This window comes from Paraburkholderia sp. J7, assembly GCF_905220155.1.
GTDB lineage: Bacteria > Pseudomonadota > Gammaproteobacteria > Burkholderiales > Burkholderiaceae > Paraburkholderia.
The window spans coordinates 40,229-62,771 of record NZ_CAJMYZ010000031.1 but is presented as its reverse complement, the minus strand read 5'-3'; the positions used below and the strand labels follow the sequence as shown (position 1 = coordinate 62,771).

At 65.6% G+C, this 22,543-nt stretch carries 19 protein-coding genes; 9 read left to right on the top strand and 10 right to left on the bottom strand.

The window, feature by feature from the left end:
- Window positions 1-239 precede the first annotated feature (239 nt).
- From U5A58_RS35550 to U5A58_RS35540, 3 genes are all read right to left on the bottom strand, one after another.
- On the bottom strand, window positions 240-1,076 hold the full coding sequence (locus U5A58_RS35550; RefSeq protein ID WP_321964874.1) for an IclR family transcriptional regulator: 837 nt from the start codon (window positions 1,074-1,076) through the stop codon (window positions 240-242).
- 96 nt (window positions 1,077-1,172) lie between these two features.
- Window positions 1,173-2,507 (bottom strand): CaiB/BaiF CoA transferase family protein, encoded by a 1,335-nt coding sequence (locus U5A58_RS35545; protein ID WP_415774341.1) that lies wholly within the window; start codon window positions 2,505-2,507, stop codon window positions 1,173-1,175.
- 69 nt (window positions 2,508-2,576) lie between these two features.
- Window positions 2,577-3,884 carry an MFS transporter gene (locus U5A58_RS35540; RefSeq protein WP_321964872.1) on the bottom strand — a complete coding sequence of 436 codons (1,308 nt, stop codon included), beginning with the start codon at window positions 3,882-3,884 and terminating at the stop codon, window positions 2,577-2,579.
- 310 nt (window positions 3,885-4,194) lie between these two features.
- Here U5A58_RS35540 and U5A58_RS35535 point away from each other — a divergent pair, with 310 nt between their 5' ends.
- Genes U5A58_RS35535 through U5A58_RS35525 form a run of 3 tightly spaced genes read left to right on the top strand, consistent with a single transcriptional unit; the run spans window position 4,195 to window position 6,934 of the window.
- A complete protein-coding gene (locus U5A58_RS35535) occupies window positions 4,195-4,665 on the top strand; it encodes a MaoC family dehydratase (protein WP_233888092.1) in 471 nt (156 codons plus the stop codon).
- A 60-nt stretch (window positions 4,666-4,725) separates the two neighbouring features.
- Window positions 4,726-5,892 carry an acyl-CoA dehydrogenase family protein gene (locus tag U5A58_RS35530; RefSeq protein ID WP_321964871.1) on the top strand — a complete coding sequence of 389 codons (1,167 nt, stop codon included), beginning with the start codon at window positions 4,726-4,728 and terminating at the stop codon, window positions 5,890-5,892.
- A gap of 13 nt (window positions 5,893-5,905) precedes the next feature.
- Window positions 5,906-6,934 carry an acyl-CoA dehydrogenase family protein gene (locus tag U5A58_RS35525; protein ID WP_321964870.1) on the top strand — a complete coding sequence of 343 codons (1,029 nt, stop codon included), beginning with the start codon at window positions 5,906-5,908 and terminating at the stop codon, window positions 6,932-6,934.
- Here the strand turns inward: U5A58_RS35525 and U5A58_RS35520 are convergent.
- Window positions 6,895-8,103 (bottom strand): M20 aminoacylase family protein, encoded by a 1,209-nt coding sequence (locus tag U5A58_RS35520; protein ID WP_321964869.1) that lies wholly within the window; start codon window positions 8,101-8,103, stop codon window positions 6,895-6,897. The two genes, U5A58_RS35525 and U5A58_RS35520, sit on opposite strands and share 40 nt — an antisense overlap.
- A 19-nt stretch (window positions 8,104-8,122) precedes the next feature.
- On the bottom strand, window positions 8,123-9,340 hold the full coding sequence (locus U5A58_RS35515) for a diaminopropionate ammonia-lyase (protein WP_321964868.1): 1,218 nt from the start codon (window positions 9,338-9,340) through the stop codon (window positions 8,123-8,125).
- 115 nt (window positions 9,341-9,455) lie between these two features.
- Here U5A58_RS35515 and U5A58_RS35510 point away from each other — a divergent pair, with 115 nt between their 5' ends.
- A complete protein-coding gene (locus U5A58_RS35510; RefSeq protein WP_321964867.1) occupies window positions 9,456-9,935 on the top strand; it encodes an Lrp/AsnC family transcriptional regulator in 480 nt (159 codons plus the stop codon).
- 53 nt (window positions 9,936-9,988) lie between these two features.
- The gene (locus U5A58_RS35505) at window positions 9,989-10,750 is read left to right on the top strand and encodes an aldolase (RefSeq protein WP_321964866.1); all 762 of its coding nucleotides are present in this window, start codon (window positions 9,989-9,991) and stop codon (window positions 10,748-10,750) included.
- 13 nt (window positions 10,751-10,763) lie between these two features.
- Here U5A58_RS35505 and U5A58_RS35500 read toward each other — a convergent pair whose 3' ends face one another.
- Genes U5A58_RS35500 through U5A58_RS35490 form a run of 3 tightly spaced genes read right to left on the bottom strand, consistent with a single transcriptional unit; the run spans window position 10,764 to window position 13,550 of the window.
- Complete coding sequence (locus tag U5A58_RS35500) at window positions 10,764-11,528, bottom strand: crotonase/enoyl-CoA hydratase family protein (protein WP_321964865.1); 765 nt, start codon at window positions 11,526-11,528, stop codon at window positions 10,764-10,766.
- 12 nt (window positions 11,529-11,540) lie between these two features.
- A complete protein-coding gene (locus U5A58_RS35495; protein WP_321964864.1) occupies window positions 11,541-12,320 on the bottom strand; it encodes an SDR family NAD(P)-dependent oxidoreductase in 780 nt (259 codons plus the stop codon).
- Between the two features lie 36 nt (window positions 12,321-12,356).
- Entirely contained in the window at window positions 12,357-13,550 is a 1,194-nt protein-coding gene (locus tag U5A58_RS35490; RefSeq protein WP_321964863.1) for a thiolase family protein, read from the bottom strand.
- 342 nt (window positions 13,551-13,892) lie between these two features.
- Between U5A58_RS35490 and U5A58_RS35485 the strand changes: the two genes are divergently transcribed.
- Genes U5A58_RS35485 through U5A58_RS35470 form a run of 4 tightly spaced genes read left to right on the top strand, consistent with a single transcriptional unit; the run spans window position 13,893 to window position 18,522 of the window.
- A complete protein-coding gene (locus tag U5A58_RS35485) occupies window positions 13,893-14,765 on the top strand; it encodes an IclR family transcriptional regulator (protein ID WP_321964862.1) in 873 nt (290 codons plus the stop codon).
- Window positions 14,744-16,291, top strand: coding sequence for an acyl-CoA synthetase (locus U5A58_RS35480; RefSeq protein ID WP_321964861.1), 1,548 nt, complete (start codon window positions 14,744-14,746; stop codon window positions 16,289-16,291). The genes U5A58_RS35485 and U5A58_RS35480 overlap by 22 nt, the downstream gene beginning before the upstream one ends.
- Window positions 16,292-16,332: 41 nt before the next feature.
- On the top strand, window positions 16,333-17,463 hold the full coding sequence (locus U5A58_RS35475) for an acyl-CoA dehydrogenase family protein (protein ID WP_321964860.1): 1,131 nt from the start codon (window positions 16,333-16,335) through the stop codon (window positions 17,461-17,463).
- A 36-nt stretch (window positions 17,464-17,499) separates the two neighbouring features.
- Entirely contained in the window at window positions 17,500-18,522 is a 1,023-nt protein-coding gene (locus U5A58_RS35470; RefSeq protein WP_321964859.1) for a CaiB/BaiF CoA-transferase family protein, read from the top strand.
- Here the strand turns inward: U5A58_RS35470 and U5A58_RS35465 are convergent.
- On the bottom strand, window positions 18,519-20,627 hold the full coding sequence (locus tag U5A58_RS35465) for a putative bifunctional diguanylate cyclase/phosphodiesterase (RefSeq protein ID WP_321964888.1): 2,109 nt from the start codon (window positions 20,625-20,627) through the stop codon (window positions 18,519-18,521). The genes U5A58_RS35470 and U5A58_RS35465 overlap by 4 nt on opposite strands.
- Before the next feature lie 55 nt (window positions 20,628-20,682).
- Window positions 20,683-22,149: a methyl-accepting chemotaxis protein gene (locus U5A58_RS35460; protein WP_321949390.1), complete on the bottom strand. Its 1,467-nt coding sequence runs from the start codon at window positions 22,147-22,149 to the stop codon at window positions 20,683-20,685.
- Between the last annotated feature and the right edge of the window lie 394 nt (window positions 22,150-22,543).

Genomic DNA, 22,543 nt, shown 5'->3' with positions numbered 1-22,543 from the left:
TGTCGGCGCGCGGCGACCCCGCGTCCATCGGCACGGCTGCTTTTTCGCGTGACATCTGAGCTTTCCCCTACTAACGGCTCAAACGCGTCGAGCTTGAGGCGGTTTACGCGTTTATCTCGTTGTAAGCAACAGATCAACGGGTAAAATCCGGCGATAGATTCGTTATCCGAATCAATTATTTGATTAGACAAATGGCTACCCGATCATCGGGCAGCCAACATGCGATCAGGCGAGCCGGGTTATGCCGCCGGCTTTGAAAACGCCAAAGTACTGGGTCCCGCATACCCAAGCAGCGCCGACACTTCCACCGCGCCGCGCGCGATCAGCGCCTTGAAGCGCTCCATGCCCGGCACGCCGCGGCTTACCGGCGTGCCCATCACGAGCGCGGCGATCACCGCGCCCGATTCGTCGCGTATCGGCGCGGCAAAGCCCACCACATCGGCTGAGCTTTGCTCGACCGTGACGGCCACGCCGGTCTCGGCCACTTGCTTGAGAAGCGCCTTCAGCTCGCGCTTTTGCGTGCGCGTGACCGGCGTGTGGGCACGCAACTCGGCGGTGCGGAAATATTCGGTCTGCTGCGCCTCGCTCATCGCGGCCAGCAACACGCGCCCGCCCGAGGAGGAAAACAGCTCGCGCCGCTCGCCTATGCCCGCAATGAAGCGGATCGCGCTGCGGCTCTCCGCCGACATCACGTAGACCATGGAAGGCCGGTCGCTCGCGATCTGACCGATCAGGATTGTTTCACCCGCCTCGAGTGCGAGGCGCTCCATTACCGGGCGAGCGATTTCGGGAAAGCGCCGCTGCGCGACGATGGCCGCCCCGAGCTTGAAGGCTTCCACGCCAAGCGCGTATTTACCGCCGTTATGCGTGAGATAGTGCGCGTGCGTGAGCGCGCGCAGCAGCGCGAGCAGGCTCGTTTTCGGCGTGGCGCTCAAGTCCGCCAGTTCGGTGAGCGTGGCGCCCTGCGGATGGTCGGCGAGAATGCGCAGCACCTGCACGATGCGCGTAGTGGCCCGCGGCCCGGGCGACGCGGTGGATTCGGTGCCCGGTTCACGGTCTTCGGGGTGGTGCGCCATGGATCGATTGACGGTTGAACGGTGCGAAAAATTATACATGCCGCCCTGCCCCCAAAAGAGAGGCGAACCGTCCATGACGGTATCGCCGGCGCCTGCTCAAACGGCTTCCTCATGCTCGCCGCGCGTGTGCACTCGCGCGCCTGTGGCGATCGCCCCGCTCGCGCACAACGTGTCGATGTGCGCCGCATCGAGCCCGAGCAGATCGCCGAGCAGCGTGTGCGTGTGCTCGCCGAGCAAGGGCGGCGGCACGTCGTATTGCACGGGCGTGGCCGACAGGCGCAGCGGACTCGCCACGCTCGGCGACGTGCCCGCCAGCGGATGCGCAATGCGGCGCACGGATTCACGCGCACGCGCATGCTCGGAGCCGAAGGCCTGCGCTACGTCGTTGATCGGCCCGCACGGCACACCGCACGCTTCGAGCGCGGCGATCCACGCATCGCGCGTACGCGTGCGAAACGCCTTTTCGAGCACCGGCAGCAACAGCGCGCGATTCACGCTGCGCGCGCTGTTGGTCGCGAAGCGCGGGTCCGCAGCAAGTTCGTCCAGATCCATCGCGCCGCACAGCGAGCGGAACTGGCTGTCGTTACCGCACGCGAGAATCAGATGACCGTCGCTCGCCGCGAAGGTCTGGTACGGCACGACGTTGGGATGCGCGTTGCCCAGGCGCCGCGGCACCTCGCCCGAGCAGAGGTAGTTCATCGACTGGTTCGCGAGCATCGCCAGCTGGCAGTCGAGCAGCGCAATGTCGATGTGCTGGCCGAGGCCGCTGCGCTGCCGCTCGATTACGGCGGCGAGCACACCGGTTGTCGCGTACATGCCGGCCATGAGATCCGTGACCGCCACGCCGACCTTCTGCGGACCGCCGCCGGGCGTCTCGTCAGGCTCGCCCGTTATGCTCATGAGGCCGCCCATGCCTTGAATGAGGAAGTCGTATCCGGCGCGGTGCGCGAGCGGCCCGCTCTGACCGAACCCCGTGACCGAGCAGTAGATGAGCGCGGGATTGAGCGCCGCGAGGCTCTCATAGTCGAGCCCGTACTTCTTCAGGCCGCCCACCTTGAAGTTTTCCACCAGTACGTCGCACTGGCGCGCCAGTTCGCGGATCAGCGCGGCGCCTTCGGGCGCGGCGATGTCCACCGCCATCGAAAGCTTGCCGCGGTTCGCACACTGGTAATACGCGCTCTCCACCGTGTCGCGTCCCGCTTCGTCGCGCAGATAGGGCGGCCCCCACGCACGCGTTTCGTCGCCCGGGCCGGGCCGTTCGATCTTGATCACCTGCGCGCCGAGATCAGCGAGATTCTGCGTACACCACGGCCCTGCCAGCACGCGGGAAAGATCGAGCACCCGTATGCCTTCCAGCGGGCGGCCGCGCTTTTGCTGCGCTTGTTGCTGTGCCTGCGTTTTTGTCGACTGCGATGGCGATGCTGCTTTCATCTGCTGCATGTGAAATGACCTCTGCCTGGAGTGCGGAACTGCACGTTCATGCGCGGCGCGCGCGCAATTTCATTCGAGCGGCTTGCCCGCAGTTTCGGGCATGCGCCAGTAAGCAACAAGACTCACGGCCGCGCCTGCGCACACGTAGGCGAGAAACCAGCCTTCGCGCTGCTGCGATTGCAGCCAGGTCATGAGATATGGCGTCGTGCCGCCGAGCAAGGCGACCACGAGGTTGTACGCGGCGCCAATGCCGATGCCGCGCACCGCAGTCGAGAACAGCTCGGCCATGATCGCGGGCGCGATGGCCGAATAGAGTCCGTAAGTGAGCAGCCCGAAGCATTCGACGAGCAGCATCGACGTGATGCTCGGTCCGATCGCGCGCACGACCGGATACAGGAACACGAGATAGGCCACCGCGAACACCATCAATTGCGGACGCCGCCCGAAACGGTCCGACAACGCACCGAAAAACGGCTGCGCGATCATGAAGATGGCAATGCTCAGCGTGCTCGCCAGAAACGCGTCGGCCGGCGTTGCGCCCGCGTGGCGGATCGCGTAGATCGGCATGAAGCTGATGAAGAGGTAGAAGCTGAACGCACCCAGCACGCTAATGCCCACGAGGCGCAGGACAGCCGTGCGATGTTGCGTCCATGTCCACCACAGCGAGCGGCGCTCGATGCGGCCCGAGCGTCGCAGTTGCTCGAACGCGTGCGTTTCGCCCACGTTGCGGCGCATCCAGAAGCCCGCGAGCGAGCCGCAGCCGCCAATGAAGAACGGAATGCGCCAGCCCCACGCGACGAGCGCTTCCTTCGGCATGACGTTCGTCATCACACTGGCAAGCGCGGAAGCGAGCAGCAGGCCCGCCGCGATGCTGAAGAACAGGAAGCTGCCATACAGCCCGCGATGCTTCGCGGGCGCGGATTCCGCGAGGAACGTGGTGGCCGCGCCGTACTCGCCGCCGACCGAGAGGCCCTGCACCATGCGCAGCACCGTCATGAGCACCGGCGCGAGCACGCCGATGCTCGCATAGGTGGGCAGCACGGAGATCAGCAACGAGGAGCCCGCCATCATCATGATGGTGAGCGTGAGTGCGGCGCGCCGCCCGAAGCGGTCTGAAAAGCCGCCGATCACCCAGCCGCCCAGGGGCCGCATGAAGAAGCCCACGGCGAACACGGCGAAGGTCGCGAGCAGCGAGGCCGTGTCGTTCTCGGCGGGGAAAAACTGTTTGCTGAAGTAGATCGCGAAGGTCGTGTACACCGACCAGTCGAACCACTCCACCACGTTGCCGACACTGCCGGCGAATATGACGCTGGCCGTGCGTCGCGGCACCGCTTCGGCTGCCGCGCCTGCCTGCGCGATTTCGGGGTTGGCGTTCATCCAGCTTGTCTCCTTGATTCCTGTTTTCAGGTTTATTCGAATCGTTCTGGCGGCTCGGCCGGCGGAACCGGCCACGGGTTCCGAATGTAGCACTGGATTCCGAATGTCGAACGAACGCTATGCCTGGCGTATACCCGATAAGCGCCCAACTTATAGCTACTTTTTCTTTATAAACAATAGCTTATTGCATCCTCACAACTCGACCATGCTGTTCCGATATTCGAACCGTGTTGCTGATATCGAAACACGATTCTAAAATCGGAACACGATACCGGCGCAACGCGCCATTCAACACTGGAGGAAGACAGGCATGACGACACACGAGGACGCCCAACTGCTCGGACGCGGCTTCTACTGGCAGGAGCTGCAAGCGGGTCAGCGCTTTCGCACCTTCCGGCGCACGGTGACGGAAACCGATCTGGTCAATTTCATTTCGGCTACCGGCATGCTGGAGGCGATCTTCATCGACGCGCATTTCGAACACGGCGCCATGAGCGGCCGCCCCGTGCCGGGCGCACTCACGAGCGGCCTGATCGAAGGCTTGCTGTTTCAGACCATGGTGCAGGGCACCGGCCTCGCCATGCTCGAGTTTTCGATGAAGGCGCACGCGCCGGTCCTCGTCAACGACACGATCTACGGCGTGGTGGAAGTCGAGGAAGTGAAGCCCACCTCGAAGCACAATCGCGCCGTGGTCACGAGCCGCGTGGAAGTACTCAATCAGCGCGACGAACTCGTGCTCTCGTACACCGTCAAGCGCATGCTCGCCGGCCGCCCCGAATGAGCGCGCAAGCGCTCGATGACTTCGCACTGCCAGGAACTGCGCTGTAACGCGCAGCACGTTATGAACGACCCATTCGCACTCAGAACGATTCCCCCCGAAGACGAAGCCTTGCGCGCGCCGGTGCGCGCATTTCTCGCGCAAGCGCTCAAAGGCGTGCCGCCCGCCGTACGCGCGCGTTCGTGGCTAGGTTTCGACACCAACTTCAGCCGCCAGCTCGCAGCGCAAGGCTGGCTGGGCCTCACGCTGCCGCGCGAATATGGCGGAGGCGGCCGCAGTCCGTTCGCGCGCTTCGTGCTCGTGGAAGAACTGCTCGCGGCCGGCGCGCCGGTTTCGGCTCACTGGATTGCCGACCGCCAGAGCGGCCCGCTCATCGCACGCTACGGCACCGAAGAGCAGAAAGCGTTCTACTTGCCGCGCATCTGCAAGGCCGAGGCGTTTTTCTGCATCGGCATGAGCGAGCCGAACGCGGGCTCCGACCTCGCGAGCGTGCGCACGCGCGCCGAGCGCACGGCCACTGGCTGGCGCCTCTCTGGCCGCAAGATCTGGACGACGAACGCGCCGCATTCGCATTTCATGATCGCCCTCGTGCGCACCTCGGGCGTACCCGAAGACCGCCATCGCGGGCTTTCGCAACTGATCGTCGATTTATCGCTGCCAGGCGTGCATGTCGCGCCGATCCGCGACCTCGCCGGCGACGCGCATTTCTCCGAAGTCACGTTCGACGATGTCGAATTGCCCGAGAGCGCGCTGATCGGCACCGAAGGCGCAGGCTGGGAACAGGTCACCGCCGAACTGGCGTTCGAGCGCAGCGGCCCCGAGCGCATCTATTCGAGCATCGTGCTGCTGGAGGAATGGGCGCATACGCTGCGCGAAGCCGCGCGCGCAACCCGCACACCGGTTGGCGAAAGCGAGCGCCGCACGCTCGGCGCGTTCGTGACCGAACTGGCCACGTTGCGGGCGATGTCCGTCGCCGTCACGGGCGCGCTTGCCGACGGTGCAAGCCCCGCCACGCAGGCCGCCCTCGTGAAGGACCTCGGCACCAGCTTCGAGCAAAGCGTGCCCACGCTGATCGGCGACGCGCTCGGCGCGCAACCGCAGCAAGCCGTGCCCCGTGAGCTTGCCGATACGCTCGACTACGTGACGAAGATCGCGCCGTCGTACTCGCTGCGCGGCGGCACGCGCGAGATCCTGCGCGGCATGATCGCGCGCGGCCTCGGGCTGCGCTAAACGAACGACGAACATGGAGAAGAACACCATGGATGACATGCTGACCGAATCGGCGCACAACGTGCTCGAACGCCATTGCACGCCGCAGTTCGTACGCACCGTGGAAGCGGCTCGCGAGCGCAACGCGGGACGCGCCCTGTGGGACCAGCTCGAAGCGCTCGGCTTTCTCGACGCACTCGTGCCCGAGGAGAAAGGCGGTTCGGGCATGCGCCTCGCCGCCACGGCGGGCGCGCTGTTCGAATTCGGCGCGCACGCGCTGCCGCTGCCCGCCGCGCACACGATGATCGCGCGTGACCTGCTTGCCCGCGCGGGCGTCGAAGCGCCACGCGGCCCCATCGCCATCGCGCTTGGCAATGCCTCGCGGCACGGCACGGCGTTCGTGCCGTACGGTCTCGTGGCCGACACGCTCATCGTCGAAACCGCCGATGGCGCGAGCCTCGTCCCGCTCGACAATGCCGAATTGCGCGCGCACGGCGACAGCCTCGACGCCACGCTCACCTACCCGGCGCACGCGGCGCGCGCGCTGCCCGCAAGCGTGCGCGGCGTGGGCGAGCTGGGCGCGCTCGCCACGGCCGCGACGATGGCGGGCGGCATGCAGCGCGTATTCGACATGACGCTAGGCTACGTGAACGAGCGCCAGCAGTTCGGCCGCTCGCTCGGCAAGTTCCAGGCCGTGCAGCAGCAGTTGAGCGTCATGGCCGAGCACGTGGCCGCCACGCGCGTTTCAGCCCAGTTGGGCTGCGCGGGTTACCACACTTCGGAGCAGCGAATCGCGGCGGCCATTGCCAAGGCGCGCGCGAGCCGCGCCGCACCGCTCGTGGCGAACGGCGCGCACGCGCTGGTGGGCGCGATGGGTATCACCGAGGAGTACGACCTGCAGCTCTATACGCGGCGTTTGCACGCGCAACGTCTGCAATATGGATCGGAGTCGTTCTGGGACGATGTCGTCGGCACGCACGCCATCGATCATTGGAACAACGTTGCGGCGGGGGTCATCGGCATTTACGATGCGCTCGACGAAGCGGCGGCGGTCGCGACGTAATCGTTGATTCCGACCGGCAACGCGAGGCGCGCGATTTCCGCAAAATAGCGCGCGCCGGTCATCAGGATATCGTCGTTGAAGTCGTAGCTGGCGTTGTGCAGCGGAATACCGCCGCGCTCCGGCACGTCGCCGTTACCGATGAAAATGAAATTGCCCGGCACGACCTGCAGGAACGCGCCGAAATCCTCGGAAATCATCATCGGCTGCACGTTCGCGTTCACGGCGGCTTCTCCCGCCACGTTGCGCGCGGCGCACGCCGCCAGTTCGACGAACTGCTCCGAATTGACCGTTGGCGCAAATTCGTGCGTGTACTCGAAGCTGCACTCGGCACCGTGGGCCTGGCAAATGCCTATGCTGACCTCTCGCATGCGGGTTTCGAGCAGCGATTGCACGGCCTTCGAATAGCTGCGCGTATCGCCCTTGATGATCACGTTCGACGGGATGACGTTGCGAATGCCGTCGGTGATGAATTCCGTGCAGGAGATCACCGCTTGCAGGCTCGGGTCGAGATTGCGCGACACGATGGTTTGCAGCGCCAGGACGATTTGCGACGCGATGACGATCGGGTCGACACCCATATGCGGGCGCGCCGCGTGCGTACCACGACCTTTGATACGGATAACGAAATTATCCTCGCTCGCCATGATGCCGCCTGCGCGCGTGGCGAACGTGCCGGCGGGCATGCCCGGCATGTTGTGCGCGCCGAAAATCGCGTCGACGGGAAAGCGTTCGAACAGGCCATCGGCCATCATCGCCTTGGCGCCGCGGCCGTGCTCCTCGGCCGGCTGGAAGATGAAGCGCACCGTGCCGTTGAAATCGCGCCGCTCGGCGAGTAGCCGCGCCGCACCGAGCACCATCGACATATGGCCGTCGTGCCCGCACGCGTGCATTTTTCCGGCGTTCAACGAGGCATGCGCGCGGCCCGGGGCCTGCTCCGCGATATTGAGCGCGTCCATGTCGGCGCGTACGCCGATCGCACGCTTGCCGTCGCCCGCCGTGAGGTTCGCCACGAGCCCCGTGCCGCCAATGCCGCGATGCACGTCGAGCCCCAGTGTCTCGAGGATCTTCGCCACGTAGTCGGCGGTATGGATCTCCTCGAAGCCGGTTTCGGGACGCTGGTGCAAATACTGTCGCCAGCTTTTGAGTTGGCCTTGCAGCGTGCTTTCCATGTGGATGTCCTCTTTCCGGTTACTGCGTGAGCTGGGTCAGCCACGCGTCGCGACGCGCCGCCACGGATTGCGCAGACGCGCCGACAAGCTCCGCGTACAGGCCTGGCGCCGTGGCGCCCTCGGTGCTGATCAATAGCACGTGTGAGCGCGCATCGAGCCCTGCTGCACGCGCGAGATCGGGATCGTGCATGAGTTTCGCGAGGCCCGCGAGGCCCGCCGCGCCGGACTCGCCCGATACGATCGGCACGTCGCCAGCCGCGCCGTTGGCGAGGCTGCGCATCGCTTCTATGGCGTCCGCGTCGTCGATCAACATGAAGTTGTCGACGCACGGTTCGAGTATCTTCCATGCGAGCGGCGACGTCTCCCCGCACGCCAGGCCCGCCATCACCGAGTCGACCGATCCGGTGGCAATCGCCGCGCGGCCCGCAACAGCGCTTTGATACAGGCAGTCTGCCTGGCGCGGTTCAACCACGATGAAGCGCGGACGCGCGGCGCCACGGTGCTCCCACAGATAGCTCGCCACACCGGCCGCCAGACCGCCCACGCCGCCTTGCAGAAACACATGCGTCCATGCGGCACCGTCAGACTGCTCGATCACTTCCGCTGCGATGGTGCCGTAGCCTTGCATGACGTCGCGCGGGATCGCCTCGTATCCTTCATAAGAGGTGTCGGAAACGACGTGCCAGCCGTTCGCCTTCGCGAGTTGCGCCGCGTGCTCCACGGATTCGTCGTAGTTGCCCGCGATTCGAACGATCCGCGCGCCATACGCGGCAATCGCCGCTTCGCGCTCCGCACTGACGTTCGCATGAAGGACGATCACACAGTGGCAGCCAATCGAGCGCGCGACTGCGGCAAGCGCCTTGCCGTGGTTGCCATCGGTTGCGCTGATGACCGTGAGGTTCGTGACCATCTCGCGGTAGCGGCCCTCGATCAGCATGCGAGGATCGACGTCCTGCAGGGGCCACGAGCGCATGATGAGGCGCATCAGCGCAATCGGTGCGCCCAGCGCCTTGAAGCTGCCAAGAGGAGAACGAAACGATTCGTCCTTGAGGCCAATGCGGGCAACGCCCAGGCGCGCCGCCGCCCCGCCCAGATCCCAAAGCGGCGTCGGCTCCGGGCTGATCAACGCCCACCCGGCAAGCCAGGCCCGGCTCTCGTCGCCCGCCTTCACGTTCAGGATGCCCCTGAGCGTTTCCGGGTAGGCGTTGCGCGTGGCGCGGGGGTTGGCGATCAGCATGGGTTGGCTCCGGTGAACTTGCAGTACCGAAATGATATTGCGCAGCCCCTGCGAAAAAGTCTCATAATGCGGTCGAATCACGCAAAAAAATATCGACTTTCAGGCCCCCGCGCAAATGGCGACACATCTCGACTCCTTCGACCGCAAGCTCCTGATGGAAGTCCAGCGCGACGCCCAGATTCCGCAGAACGAACTCGGCGCGCGCGTGAATCTCTCCACGGCGGCGGTGAACCGGCGATTGCGCCGTCTCGTCGACGATGGCGTGATCGACCATTACGCGGCGATCGTTTCGCCCGAGAAAGTCGATCATCCCATCACGATCGTCGCGACCGTCGAGGTGGAAAGCGAACAGATCGACTTGCTCGACACCATGAAGCGCACGTTTGCACAATGCCCGCAGATTCAGCAGTGCTACTACGTCGCGGGCGAGTGGGATTTCGTGCTCATTTTCGCGGTGCGCAACATGGACCAGTACACGGAACTCACGCGCGAGCTATTCTTCTCGAACAACAACGTGAAGCGGTTCAAGACGCTGGTGAGCATGAGCCGCGTGAAGGTGGGGCTCGAAGTGCCGCTCGCGCTGAACGGCGAATGAGAAACGCGCATTTCGACGCAACACAGCCCTTTCGAAAACAGGAGCCACGACACATGAGCAACACGGCGCATCATGCTGGAGCCATTGAAGGTGACGCGTTGTTCCACCACCCGGAAGTCGCCACGCTGCGGGCCGACCTCGCGCTCGCGCTGCGTGCCGCCGCGCATTACGGGCTCGGTGAAGGTGTCTGCAATCACTTCAGCGTCGCGCTTCCCGGCGAAGAAGGCCTCTTCCTGCTGAACCCGCGCGGCCTGATGTGGAGCGAGGTCATGGCCGACGACATCGTCATTGTCGACGCACAAGGGCGCGTGATGGCGGGCCGCCATGCCGTGGAACCGACGGCGATGTTCATTCACGCCGCCATCCACGCCATCGCAAAGAAGGCCTGTGTGCTGCATACCCACATGCCGTATGCCACCGCCCTCACGCTCACGCAGGACTGCGGGCTCGATACGACCTTGTCGCAGAACGCCATGCGCTACCACGGTCGCGTCGCGCTCGACCGCGAATATAACGGCCTCGCGCTCGGTCCCGAGGAAGGCGAGCGCATTGCGCATGCGCTCGACGGCAAGGACATCGGCTTCCTCGGCAACCACGGCGTGGTGGTGTGCGGCGAGCGTATCGACTACGCGTTCGACGACCTCTATTACCTCGAGCGCGCATGCGCTGCGCAGGTGCTCGCGGGTTCGACCGGGCGCGCGTTGCGACCCGTGGCGGCCGATGTCGCGCAGCGCGTGGCGGACCAGATTCAGGGCGAGCGATTGCAGTCGGAACTGTTCTTCGCAGCGCTGCGAAGAACGCTCAAACACGCCTGAGGAAGGGGCGGTCCTACTTCCCCTGCCAAACCGCCTTGCGCTTTTCCGCGAACGCCGACGCGCCCTCGCGCGCGTCGGCGGAAGCGAACACCGGGTCGGTGATCTCGCGCTGACGCTCGAACATCTCCGCACTGGACCAGTCTCGCGACTCGCGCATCACGCGCTTGCTCGCGGCCACCGCAAGCGGGCCGTTCGCCACGATCTTCTGCGCGAGTTCGAGCGCGCCCGCCAGCGCTTCGCCCGGCGCGGTGAGGCGGTTGACGAGGCCGAACTCGAACGCGCGTTGCGCGCCGAACATGTCGCCCGTCAGCACGAGTTCCATGGCGATGCGCTCCGGCAACTGCTGTTGCAGACGCAACAATCCGCCAGCCGCCGCACACAACCCGCGCTTGACTTCGGGCAGTCCGAACTGCGCGTTGTTCGCCGCCACGACGAGGTCGCTCGCGAGCACGACTTCGAAGCCGCCCGCGAGCGCATAGCCCTCCACCGCCGCAATGAGCGGCTTGCGCGGCGGCGCTTGCGTGAGGCCCGCGAAGCCTCGGCCCGGCAGGCTCGGCCGTTCGCCCTTCAGAAAGCCCTTCAGGTCCATGCCCGCACAAAAGGTGCCGCCCGCACCGGTGATGATGGCGAGCCGCAGGTCGTCGCGCCGCTCCAGTTCGTCCAGCGCGGCGGCTATCGCTTCGGCCACCGCCTTCGTGCAGGCGTTGCGCGCCTCGGGACGGTTGATCGTGAGGATCTGGATTCCGTCGCGATACTCGATCAGCAATTCGTCGCTCATGGTCGGCCTCACTCAGCGCGGCTGCATGCGAATCGCGCCGTCAAGGCGAATGGTCTCGCCGTTGAGCATCGGATTCTCGAGGATATGCAGCGCGAGCGCGGCGAATTCGTCGGCAACACCCAGGCGCGGCGGAAACGGCACCATGCGGCCAAGCGATTCGCGAATCTCCTCGGGCAGGCGCGCAAGCAGCGGCGTGTCGAACAGCCCCGGCGCGATCGTGCATACGCGGATGCCCTTGCTCGCCAGGTCGCGTGCGGCCACGAGCGTCATCCCCACCACGCCCGCCTTCGACGACGCATACGGCACCTGCCCGATCTGCCCTTCGTATGCCGCTACCGACGCCGTGAGCACGCACGCGCCGCGCTCGCCGCCCGCATCGGGCTCGTTGCGCGCCATGGCCGCCGCCGCGAGACGCAGTGCGTTGAAGGTGCCGAACAGATTCACGCGCACCACGTTTTCATAGGCTTCGAGCGAGCCCGGCGAGCCGTCCTTTTCGATTAACCGCACCGCACCGCCGCGGCCCGCGCAATGCACGAGCGAGCGCAGCGTGCCGCGCTGCGTCGCCGCTTCGAACACGGCGGTCATGTCGTCGGCGCTCGTCACGTCGGCGGCCACGAAGCTCGCGTTCGCGCCGAGTTCGTCGGCCACCGCCGCGCCGCGCGAGCTGGCGAGGTCGGCGATCACGACCTGTGCGCCTTTAGCGAGCAGGCGCTGCGCGCTCGCGAGACCCAGACCCGATGCACCGCCCGTCACCACCGCCACCGTGCCGGCGAATTTGTTCTGCTCGTCCATGTGTCGTTTCTCCTTCGTTGTTCGTGGTTGCTTTATTTAGAGCCGTTCAATGAGCGTCGCGTTGGCCATCCCGCCCGCCTCGCACATCGTTTGCAAGCCGTAGCGGCCGCCGCTCACTTCGAGCGCGTTGAGCATCGTCGTCATGAGGCGCGCACCCGAGGCGCCGAGCGGATGCCCGAGCGCAATCGCGCCGCCCGCCGGGTTCAGGCGCGCCGCGTCCGCGCCCAGCGACTTCTGCCAGGCGAGCGGCACGGCGGCGAATGCCTCGTTCACTTCGAAGTGCGAAATATCGCCGATGGTGAGACCGCGTTTCTTCAGCAGACGCTGCGTGGCGGGAATCGGCGCCGTCAGCATCATGAGCGGATCGTCACCGCAAACGTCGAACGCCACGATGCGTGCGCGCGGCTTCAACCCAAGCTGCGCCGCCTTCTGCTCGCTCATGATGAGCAGCGCCGAGGCGCCGTCCGAGATTTGCGAGGCATTGCCCGCCGTCACGTTCCAGCGGATGCCCGGAAAGCGCGCTTCCAGCTCCGCGCTTTCGAACGACGGCACGAGACCCGCGAGCCGCTCGACCGTGGTCCCGGCGCGAATCGTTTCGTCGAGGTCGACACGGCGCACGCCCTCGGGTCCCGGAACCTCGATAGGCACGATCTCGCGCGCGAACTGGCCCGCCGCGCGCGCGGCGTCGGCACGGCTGTGCGATTGCGCCGAGTAGGCGTCGAGCGCCTCGCGGGTGAGCGCCCACTTCTGCGCCACGAGATCGGCGCTCACGCCCTGGCCGACCATGCCTTCGGGATAACGCACGTGGTACAGCGCGCCATACGGATCGCGGCCGATGCGCGACGACCCCATCGGCACACGGCTCATCGACTCCACGCCACCGGCCACCACGATCTCGTTCACGCCCGCCATGATCGCCTGCGCCGCGAAATGGATGGCTTGCTGGCTCGAGCCGCACTTGCGCTCGATAGTGGTGGATGGCACGTGCTGCGGAAAGCCCGCCGCGAGCCACGCGAGACGGCCGGGCGTCGAGGCTTGCTCGCCCACCTGGCTCACGCAGCCGATCATCACGTCGTCCACGCTGCCGGGGTCGAGGTCATTGCGCTCGATCAGTTGCTTGAGGACCTGCGAAAGCAGATCCACAGGATGCAGGTCGACGAACGCGCCGCCTGCCTTGGTCCGGCCCATCGGGCTGCGCACTGCGTCGACGATTACCGCGCTATGGGTCATGGTTCTCTCAACGGTTGGAAGGGTCATGAAAAATGAAACACTTGACTCAAAATACACCTCCACGAATCACTATTTCAATAGTGGTAAACATATTTCGGTTCTATAGGATCATTTTTATTGATTTCTCGTTCACGATCCGCAACACTGTTTGCACGACTTGACACCAGAAGACCGAAAAAGGAGACATCGGCGCGCGGCGGAGCGCTGCGCCGCATCGCGAGGGCGAAAAAATGAGCCTGGCGTCTTAAAAAATTGTTCCGGCGAGTATCGGAAAGCTAGAATCCGGGGTTTGCCGCGGGCCACATCGGCACGCCGCACCCTTACCCCGACGAAGGACCCGAAATGAACGACCAGGCCAACTCCCGCACCGACGACGCCGCCGAGTCACAGCCCGACTCACAACCTGACTCGCAGCTCGTGAGCGCGCTCGCGCGAGGCATCCGGATCCTGCAGTGCTTTTCGATGGGAGACGCGGAGCTTTCGGCGCGCGATCTGGTCGAGCGCACGGGGTTGCCCAAGCCCACGGCCCTGCGGCTCATCAACACGCTCGCGGAGTTCGGTCTGCTGCGCTATTCGGAGCGCATTTCGAAGTATGTGCTTGGCACGGAGATGCTGAGTCTCGCCGCCCCGGCGCTTGGGCGCATGACGATCCGGCAGATCGCGCGGCCGATGATGCAGGAGCTGGCCGACTACTGCCACGGCCAGGTCACGCTCGCGGTGGGCTACCGCCTGAACATGGCGTACGCCGAAGTGATTCAGGGCGAAGGCAGCGCGGTGTACCGCTCGGAAACGGGCACGCGGCTCTCGCTTTCGCGCACGGCGTCGGGCCGCGCGTATCTGTGGACCGTGCCAGGCGCTGAGCGCGAACAGTACCTGCAGGAAACGCTCGCGCGCGACCCCGCGAAGGGCGAGTTGCTCGCGCAGCGCCTCGCGCAGGCGCAGCAGGAGTTGCGCGCGCACGGTTGCACGATCTCGCACGGCGACATGCAGCGCGAGATCCATTCGGTGGCGATTGCGCTGTCCGCCCCGATCGACGACGAGTATTGGGTTTTTGGCTGTTCGATTGCAGTTTTCAACATCAGCGGCAACCAGTTGACCGACGACATCGCCCCGCGGTTGATGTCGCTCGTCAGGCGCGTGGAGGCAGCGCTCGGCAGCATGACTGGGGCCGCGCATGACATGGAGACGAGACCGTGGAGCGTGTCCGCGAACTAGCTGTAGCAGCACCCACGCGGGAAGCCCTGTGCTTCCCCGCACTCAAGCAGAGCATCACCTACCAGGAGCTGGACGAACGCGCGGACCGTATCGCGCACTGGCTCCTCGGCCTCGGCCTGCAACCCGGCGACGGCATTGCGCTGCTGTTCGAGAATCATCCGGCGCTCGCCGTCATCGCCATCGGGGCTGAGCGCGCCGGCCTCTACTACACCCCGATCAGCATCCAGTTGAAAACACGCGAGGCCGCGCACGTCCTCAAGGACTGCGGCGCGCGCGTGCTGATCGCCTCGCAGGCCATGCATGAACTCGCGGCGACGCTCGTGGCCGAGGGCGCGGCGCCGGGCGTCGCCTGCTTCGTTGCCGGCGCTTCCGGGGCGCTGCCTGGCTTCGCCTCGCTCGAAGCGGCGCTGGCCGGTGTCGATGTGAGCGCGCCGTTGCCGCCCTTGCCGCGCGGTCGCGACTTTCTCTATTCGTCGGGCACGACCGGCCTGCCCAAGGGCATCCGCAAGCCGCTCATGCCGTTCGAGCAGCGCGATGCCGACGACACCGAAACCGCCGCGTGGCGTAAAACCTTCGGCTTTAGCGCCGACTCGGTCTACCTGAGCACCGCGCCGCTCTACCATGCCGCGCCGCTGCGTTACCTCATGCGCATGCTGCACACCGGGGGCCGCGCCATCGTGCTGCAGAAGTTCGACGCCGAGGCCGCGCTCGACGCCATCGCGCGCTACCGCGTCACGCACAGCCAGTGGGTGCCAACGATGTTCATCCGCCTGCTGAACCTGCCCGAGACCACGCGCGCGCAATACGACGTGAGCAGCCTGCGCGTGGCGATTCACGCAGCCGCGCCGTGCCCGCCGCACATCAAGGAACAGATGATCGCGTGGTTCGGCCCGGTGATCTACGAGTACTATGCCGGCTCCGAAAGCGTGGGCCTCACGGCGATCGACTCGGACGAATGGCTCGCGCATCGTGGCTCGGTGGGACGCTCGAAGTACGGACAGATCCATATCATCGACGATGAGGACCACGAACTTCCGGTGGGCGAGATCGGCCGCGTGTTCTTCGAAGGCGGCCCCGCTTTCGAGTACCACAACGATCCAGTGAAGACGCGCAGCGTCTACAACCGCCATGGCTGGGCCACTTACGGCGACATCGGCCATGTCGATGCAGAGGGCTATTTGTACCTGAGCGACCGGCGCGTGGACCTCATCATCAGCGGCGGTGTGAACGTGTACCCGCAGGAGATCGAGAACGTGCTCGCCGAGCATCCGGCCGTGGCCGACGCCGCTGTGATCGGCGTGCCGCACCCCGAGTTCGGCGAGGCCGTGAAGGCGGTCGTGCAACCGCGCGAGCGCGACGCCGCCAGCCCGCAGCTCGCCGAGGAGTTGATTGCGTTTTGCCGGGCGCGGCTTTCGCATATCAAGGTGCCGCGCTCGGTCGAATTCGAGGAGGCGCTGCCGCGCCACGACAACGGCAAGCTGCTACGGCGCATTCTCAAGGAGCGCTACCGCCAGCCGGCAGTTTGATACGGATAACGAAGTTACTAAAGATACTGGAGACACAAAGTATGCGCAGCGTATTCCGCGACGATCACGAAATTTTCCGCGAACAGGCCCGGCGCTTTATCGAGCGCGAAATCGTGCCGTTTCATCATCAATGGGAACAAGAAGGCATCGTGCCGAAGTCGGTATGGCGGCGTGCGGGCGAGGAAGGTCTGCTTTGCTGCACGATTCCTGAAGAATACGGCGGCGGCGGCGGCGACTTCGGCCACGCGGCCATCATGATCGAGGAACTCGCGCGCGTGAACGCGAGCGGCATTGGCTTTCCACTGCATTCGGATATCGTCGCGCCTTATATCTTCGCGTACGGCAGTGAAGCGCAAAAGCGCGAATGGCTGCCGAAGCTCGCGCGCGGCGAGCATATCGGCGCCATCGCCATGACCGAACCCGGCACGGGCAGCGATCTCAAGTCGGTGCGCACCACTGCGCGCAAAGACGGGGATCACTACGTCATCAATGGTCAGAAAACCTTTATCACGAATGGCCAGAACGCCAGCCTCGTGGTTGTGGTCTGCAAGACCGCGCCGGAACTCGGCGGCAAGGGCGTTTCGCTGATCGTGGTCGAGGAAGGCACGCCCGGTTTCAGCAAGGGCCGCAAGCTCGACAAGATCGGCCTGCGCGCGCAAGACACGTCCGAACTCTTCTTCGAGGACGTGCGCGTTCCCATCACGCTGCGGCTTGGTGAGGAAAACCAGGGCTTCTCGTACCTCATGCGCGAACTCGCGCAGGAGCGGCTCGTGATCGCGGTGCGCGCGGCCGCATCGATCGAAGGCATGCTCGCGCGCACGATTCGCTATACGCGCGATCGCAAGGTGTTCGGCCAGGCGATCTTCGATTTCCAGAACGCGCGCTTCAAGCTCGCGCATGCGCGCGCGAAGGCGGAAATGGTGCGCACCTATGTCGATGATTGCATTGCGCGGCATCTGCGGCGCGAACTTTCGCCGGTGGACGCCGCGATGGCGAAGCTCAACGCCACCGAACTGCAGAACCAGTTGCTCGACGAATTCCTGCAGTTGCACGGCGGTTATGGCTACATGTCCGAGTATGTGGTGGGCACCGCGTGGGTGGACGCGCGCGTCATGCGCATCTACGGCGGCACCGACGAGATCATGAAGGAAATCATCGCGCGCACGCTGTAACGGCGCGCCAAGCGACACACCGGGAAGCAGGCACACATGATCAAGCCTTTGGAAGGCGTTACCGTCGTGGAATTCGCGGGGCTCGGCCCCGCGCCGTTCTGTGGCATGCTGCTCGCGCAAATGGGCGCGCGCGTGATCTGCATCGGCCGCGCGGGTGCGCCCGAGCCAACCGGACCGCTTGCGCGCGGGCGCGAATGCGTCGCGCTCGACCTCAAACGCCACGACGACATTGCCCGCGCACTCAACCTGATCGCGAGTGCCGACGCATTAATCGAAGGCTTTCGTCCCGGCGTGATGGAGCGGCTAGGGCTCGGCCCGCATGTGTGCCAGGCCCGCCGCGCTTCGCTCGTCTACGGCCGCATGACCGGGTGGGGGCAAACCGGGCCGCTCGCAAACACGGCGGGCCACGACATCAACTACATCGCGATCTCGGGCGCACTGCATGCGGTGGGTCTCGCGGGCGGCGAGCCTGTGGTGCCGCTCAATCTGGTTGGCGACTTCGGCGGCGGCGGCATGCTGCTCGCGTTCGGCGTGGTGGCCGCGATTCTGCGCGCACGAGGGACCGGCGTCGGCTGCGTGGTCGACGCCGCGATGACCGACGGCGCGGCCATGCTCATGAGCATGATGTACGGCTTCTACGCGGCGGGGCACTGGCAAGACGAGCGCGGCACGAACCTGCTCGACGGCGGCGCGCCCTTTTATCGCACGTATCGTTGCGCGGACAACCGTTATATCGCCGTGGGCTGCATCGAGCCGCAGTTCTATGCGGCGTTCATGAAGGGAATCGGCGCGGAAGATCTATTGGCGCTGCCGCAACGTGACCGGGCGCACTGGCCGCAAGTGCAGGCACGCATTGCCGAGGCCGTTGCCACGCGCACGCGCGACGCATGGACCGCCGTGTTCGAAGGCAGCGATGCGTGTGTGACGCCCGTGCTGAGTCTCGCGGAAGCGCCGCTCGATGCGCACAACACCGCGCGCGGCGCGTTCGCGCAGAGCGGCGAGGCGTGGCAGCCGCAATGCGCGCCGCGCTTCGTGAGCTACGGCGGCGCGAGCGCTTAGCCTCGCACCTCGCCCAGCGTCGCTTCATCGTCGGCGAGCAACGAAAGCTGGCCGGTCGCGACGATATGACTGAGCGGCGCCGGGCGGCCGAGCAAATAGCCCTGCACTTCGTCGCAGCCTTCGTCGGCGAGCAGCGTGAGCTGCGCCTCGGTTTCAATGCCTTCGGCCAGCACCGGAATGCCAAGGCTCTTGCCTAGCGCGAGCACCGCGCGAATGATCGCGGTGGCCTGCCGGTTCGATTCGGCTTCGCCTATGAAGGACTGATCGAGCTTGATCTTGTCGAACGGAAACGAGCGCAGCGTGTCGAGCGACGAATAGCCGGTGCCGAAGTCGTCCAGCGCGATACTCACGCCAATGGCCTTGATCCGCTGCAGCACGTCGAGCGAGCGCTCGCGGTCAGCGAAAATGGCGGTCTCGGTCAGCTCGAGCTCCAGGCGTTCGGGCGCGAGGCCAGTCTCGACCAGCACGGTCTCCACGAGCTTCGGCAAATCAGCGTGCGAGAGTTGTACGGGCGACAGATTCACGGCCACCTTGTAAGGCGGCAACCACGAAACGGCGCGCGTGCATGCTTCGCGCAGCACCCAGGCGCCAATGCCGAGAATGAGACCGTTCTCTTCGGCAAGCGGAATGAATTCGGCGGGAGAGATGAAGCCAAGCCGCGGATGCTCCCAGCGCAGCAGCGCTTCATAGCCGCAAATGTCGCCCGTTGCGATCGAGGTCTGCACCTGGTAGTGCACGCTCAACTGCCCGCGCGCGAGCGCCTCGCGCAAATCGTGCGTGAGCGAACGGCGCGCCCGCGCGATCTCGTCCATCGCCGGCTCGTAGAAGCACACCGAATGCGAGAGGTCCGCCTTCGCGCGGTACATGGCGAGGTCGGCGTTGTTGATGAGCACCGTCTTGGTGGTGGCGTCGTCGGGATAGATCGCGACGCCCAGGCTCGCGCCCGAAAGCACTTCGGCGTCGTCGTAGCGCACGGGGCGGTACAACGCGGTTTCGAGGCGCGAAAGCAGATCGCCGAGCTCCTCGCGCGAGGCGAAGCGCGTGAGCGCCACGAACTCGTCGCCGCCCACGCGTGCAATGAACTCGCCTTCGTGCATCAGGCTCGAAAGACGCCGTGCCAGAATGCGCAGCACTTCGTCGCCGGCATGATGGCCGTGCAGGTCGTTGATTTCCTTGAAGCGGTTCAGGTCGATGCCGACGAGCGCAAGCTTGCGCGTGTCCTGCGTGCGCGCCAGTTCGGCGTCGATGCGTGCGTTGAAGCTCGCGCGATTGGGCAGGCCCGTGAGCATGTCGCTCATTGCCATCGTGCGCAGATGCTCGACGGATTCGGCGCGCACGCTGTCGTCGAGCAGAAAGCTCACGCAGCCCGCGCCCGCGATCACGAGCGCCATGCACGCCACCGCAAGCGCGAGCGCCTGCAGCGCAGCGGGGTTCGAGAAGTGGCCATCGATCGGCATCGGCACGACCTGGAACGCGGACATGCCGGTGAAGTGCAGCGCGGCGATGGCGAGTGCAAGCACGCCCGCCACGACGCGCGCGCCGGCTTCGGCATTTGCCCGCGCGCTGGCCGCGTTCTCCTGCGGCCGTCTCGCCGTCACGCCGGCAAGATGCAGCGCCAGCGCACAGATCGCGACCGCGAACGCGATCGACAGGGCGATGCCGACGCGACTCCAGATCACGATGCCCTGTACGCGATACGCGAGCATGCCCGCGTAGTGCATGAGCGCGACCGCCAGCCCGACAATCGCGCCGCCGAGCGCGGGCGCGGCGCGCGTCGCGCGGTTCGCGACCTGGCTCGTGGCGAGCAGAAACCCGAGGAAGCTGCCCACGAGCGCGATGAGCAGCGACGTAATGGTCAGCACGGGATCGAAGGAAATCGGCACGCCCGGCTCGAAGCCGAGCATGGCGATGAAGTGTGTGCACCAGATGTCGGCGGCGGCAACCACGGCCGCGATGAACGACCAGCCGAGACGCTGCAGCGAATGCGTCGCGAACGCGCGCAGGAGCAGCCGCGCGGTGACCCACGAACCCGCGGCGCAAATCAGCAGCGCGACGACGACGAGCCACAGATTGTGCTTGTAGACGATGCAGCCCACTACGCTCATCACGGGAAAGTCTCCTGGTTCACCACGCGTTCACCCCGGGCATCGCGCCACATTATCACGACAATGCGACGAGGCCGAGCACCTCCCGCAACTTCGCGCTCGTCGCGTGCAGCGACGACGACGCGGCGGCCGCTTCGTTCACCAAAGCGGCGTTGCGGCGCGTGGTGTCGTCCATCTGGGCGACCATGGCGTTGACCTGCTCGATGCCCTGCGCCTGCTCGTGGCTCGACGCGGTGATCTCGCCCATGATGTCGGCCGCGCGGCCAATGCTGCGCACCACGCCCTCCATCGCGGCGCGCGCCTCGCCGGCGAGCTGCGTGCCCGCGCCGACCTCGTTCGCCGAGTTCTCCACGAGCTGCTGGATCTCGCGCGCGGCGGCCGCGGCGCGCTGCGCGAGACTGCGCACTTCGCCGGCGACCACGGCGAAGCCGCGTCCCTGCTCGCCCGCGCGCGCGGCTTCCACGGCCGCATTGAGCGCGAGAATGTTGGTCTGGAACGCAATGCCCTCGATCACGTCGACGATCTCGAAGATGCGTTTGGCCGAGGCTTCGATGGCGCCCATCGTCGTGGTCATGCGCGCGACGACGTCGTCGCCTGCCTGTGCAACCGTCGACGCTTCACGAGCGAATGCGCTCGCCTCCCGCGCGTGCTCCGCGCTCGCCCTGACCGTACGCGTGAAGACGTCCATCGAGGCGACCGTCTCTTCGAGGCTGCCCGCCTGGTGCTCGGTGCGCGCGCTCAGGTTCGCGTTGCCTTCCGCAATTTCGAGCGCGGCTTGCTCCACATGTGCCGTGCTCGTGCTCACCTCTTGCATGGCGCGCGCCAGCTGGGCGATCGCCCCTTTGAGCGCGATCGCCGTGGGGGCGCTCGCCGGCACGCCTTCTACCGCGAGGCACACCTCGCGCTCGCGCACCACGCTGCGCACGATGTCCGACAGCTCCGCCGCCTCGATGGCCGCCACGCGCAAACGGTGCGCAAGCACGATTTCAACGGCGGTTTGCGCGACCACGTAGGCGGCATGCAGCAGCACACGCGGCAGGTTCGCTTCGTGCGTGCAGTACACGGCAAAGTTGAGCGCCTGCAGCCGGTCGAACGCGAGGTGATGCACGGCGAAGAACCCGGCCGCGAGCACGATCGGGCGCCAGTCGCGATAGACGAGCAACAGGCCGAGCAGCACGAACACGCCGAAATGGAACTCGGTCATGCCATGCGCCGCCTGAATATGGAGCGCGACGAGCGCCGCGTTGGCGAGCGTGAGCACAACGCGCGAAAGCGCGGTGCCGCGCGCGCAGAAAAACACGAAGCTGCCGGCGCCGAGGAACAGCGCGGCGCCCGCGAGCGCAAGCTGCGGTTCGTAATAGACGAAGCCGATCAGCACCGCCGCGAGAGCGGAGATAACGAGCGTGCAATACATCACTGCGTCGGCGGCGCGCGCGACGTCGTCGAGCGCGCGAATGGCCACGCGCTGTTGCGAGCCGGTCGGTCGAAGCGGCTGCGTGCGACCCGGCGAATCTGCCAGCATGAACGACACTTTGATGAGGAAAAAGTAAGTTGCAGGTGGGCGTTAAAGCGGCGGCGGCTGGTGGACCTTCGAGCGGCTGATGGAATCCGGCTGCAAGAAGGACCGCCGTAATGGCGTCGGCGCGACTCGATGGCGGGCTCGGCAAGATAATCGGGACCCGCGAACGAGTTTACGGCAACGCCTGGGGAAACTTCAGGAAACCCTTTTCAGGACAAGTATTTGCAAACGTTTGCAGCGTTATGGTCCTATTTTAATTTCTTACACGGAATGAAAACACATGGGTTTGCGCGTGGTGAATGCCGTCCATCCACGACTTCGGCTCGTTCAGGCAGGAGAAATTACCAATAGCACGATCGTTCTATTTTAGGTAGGCTTCTCAACTTCTCCTCCCATG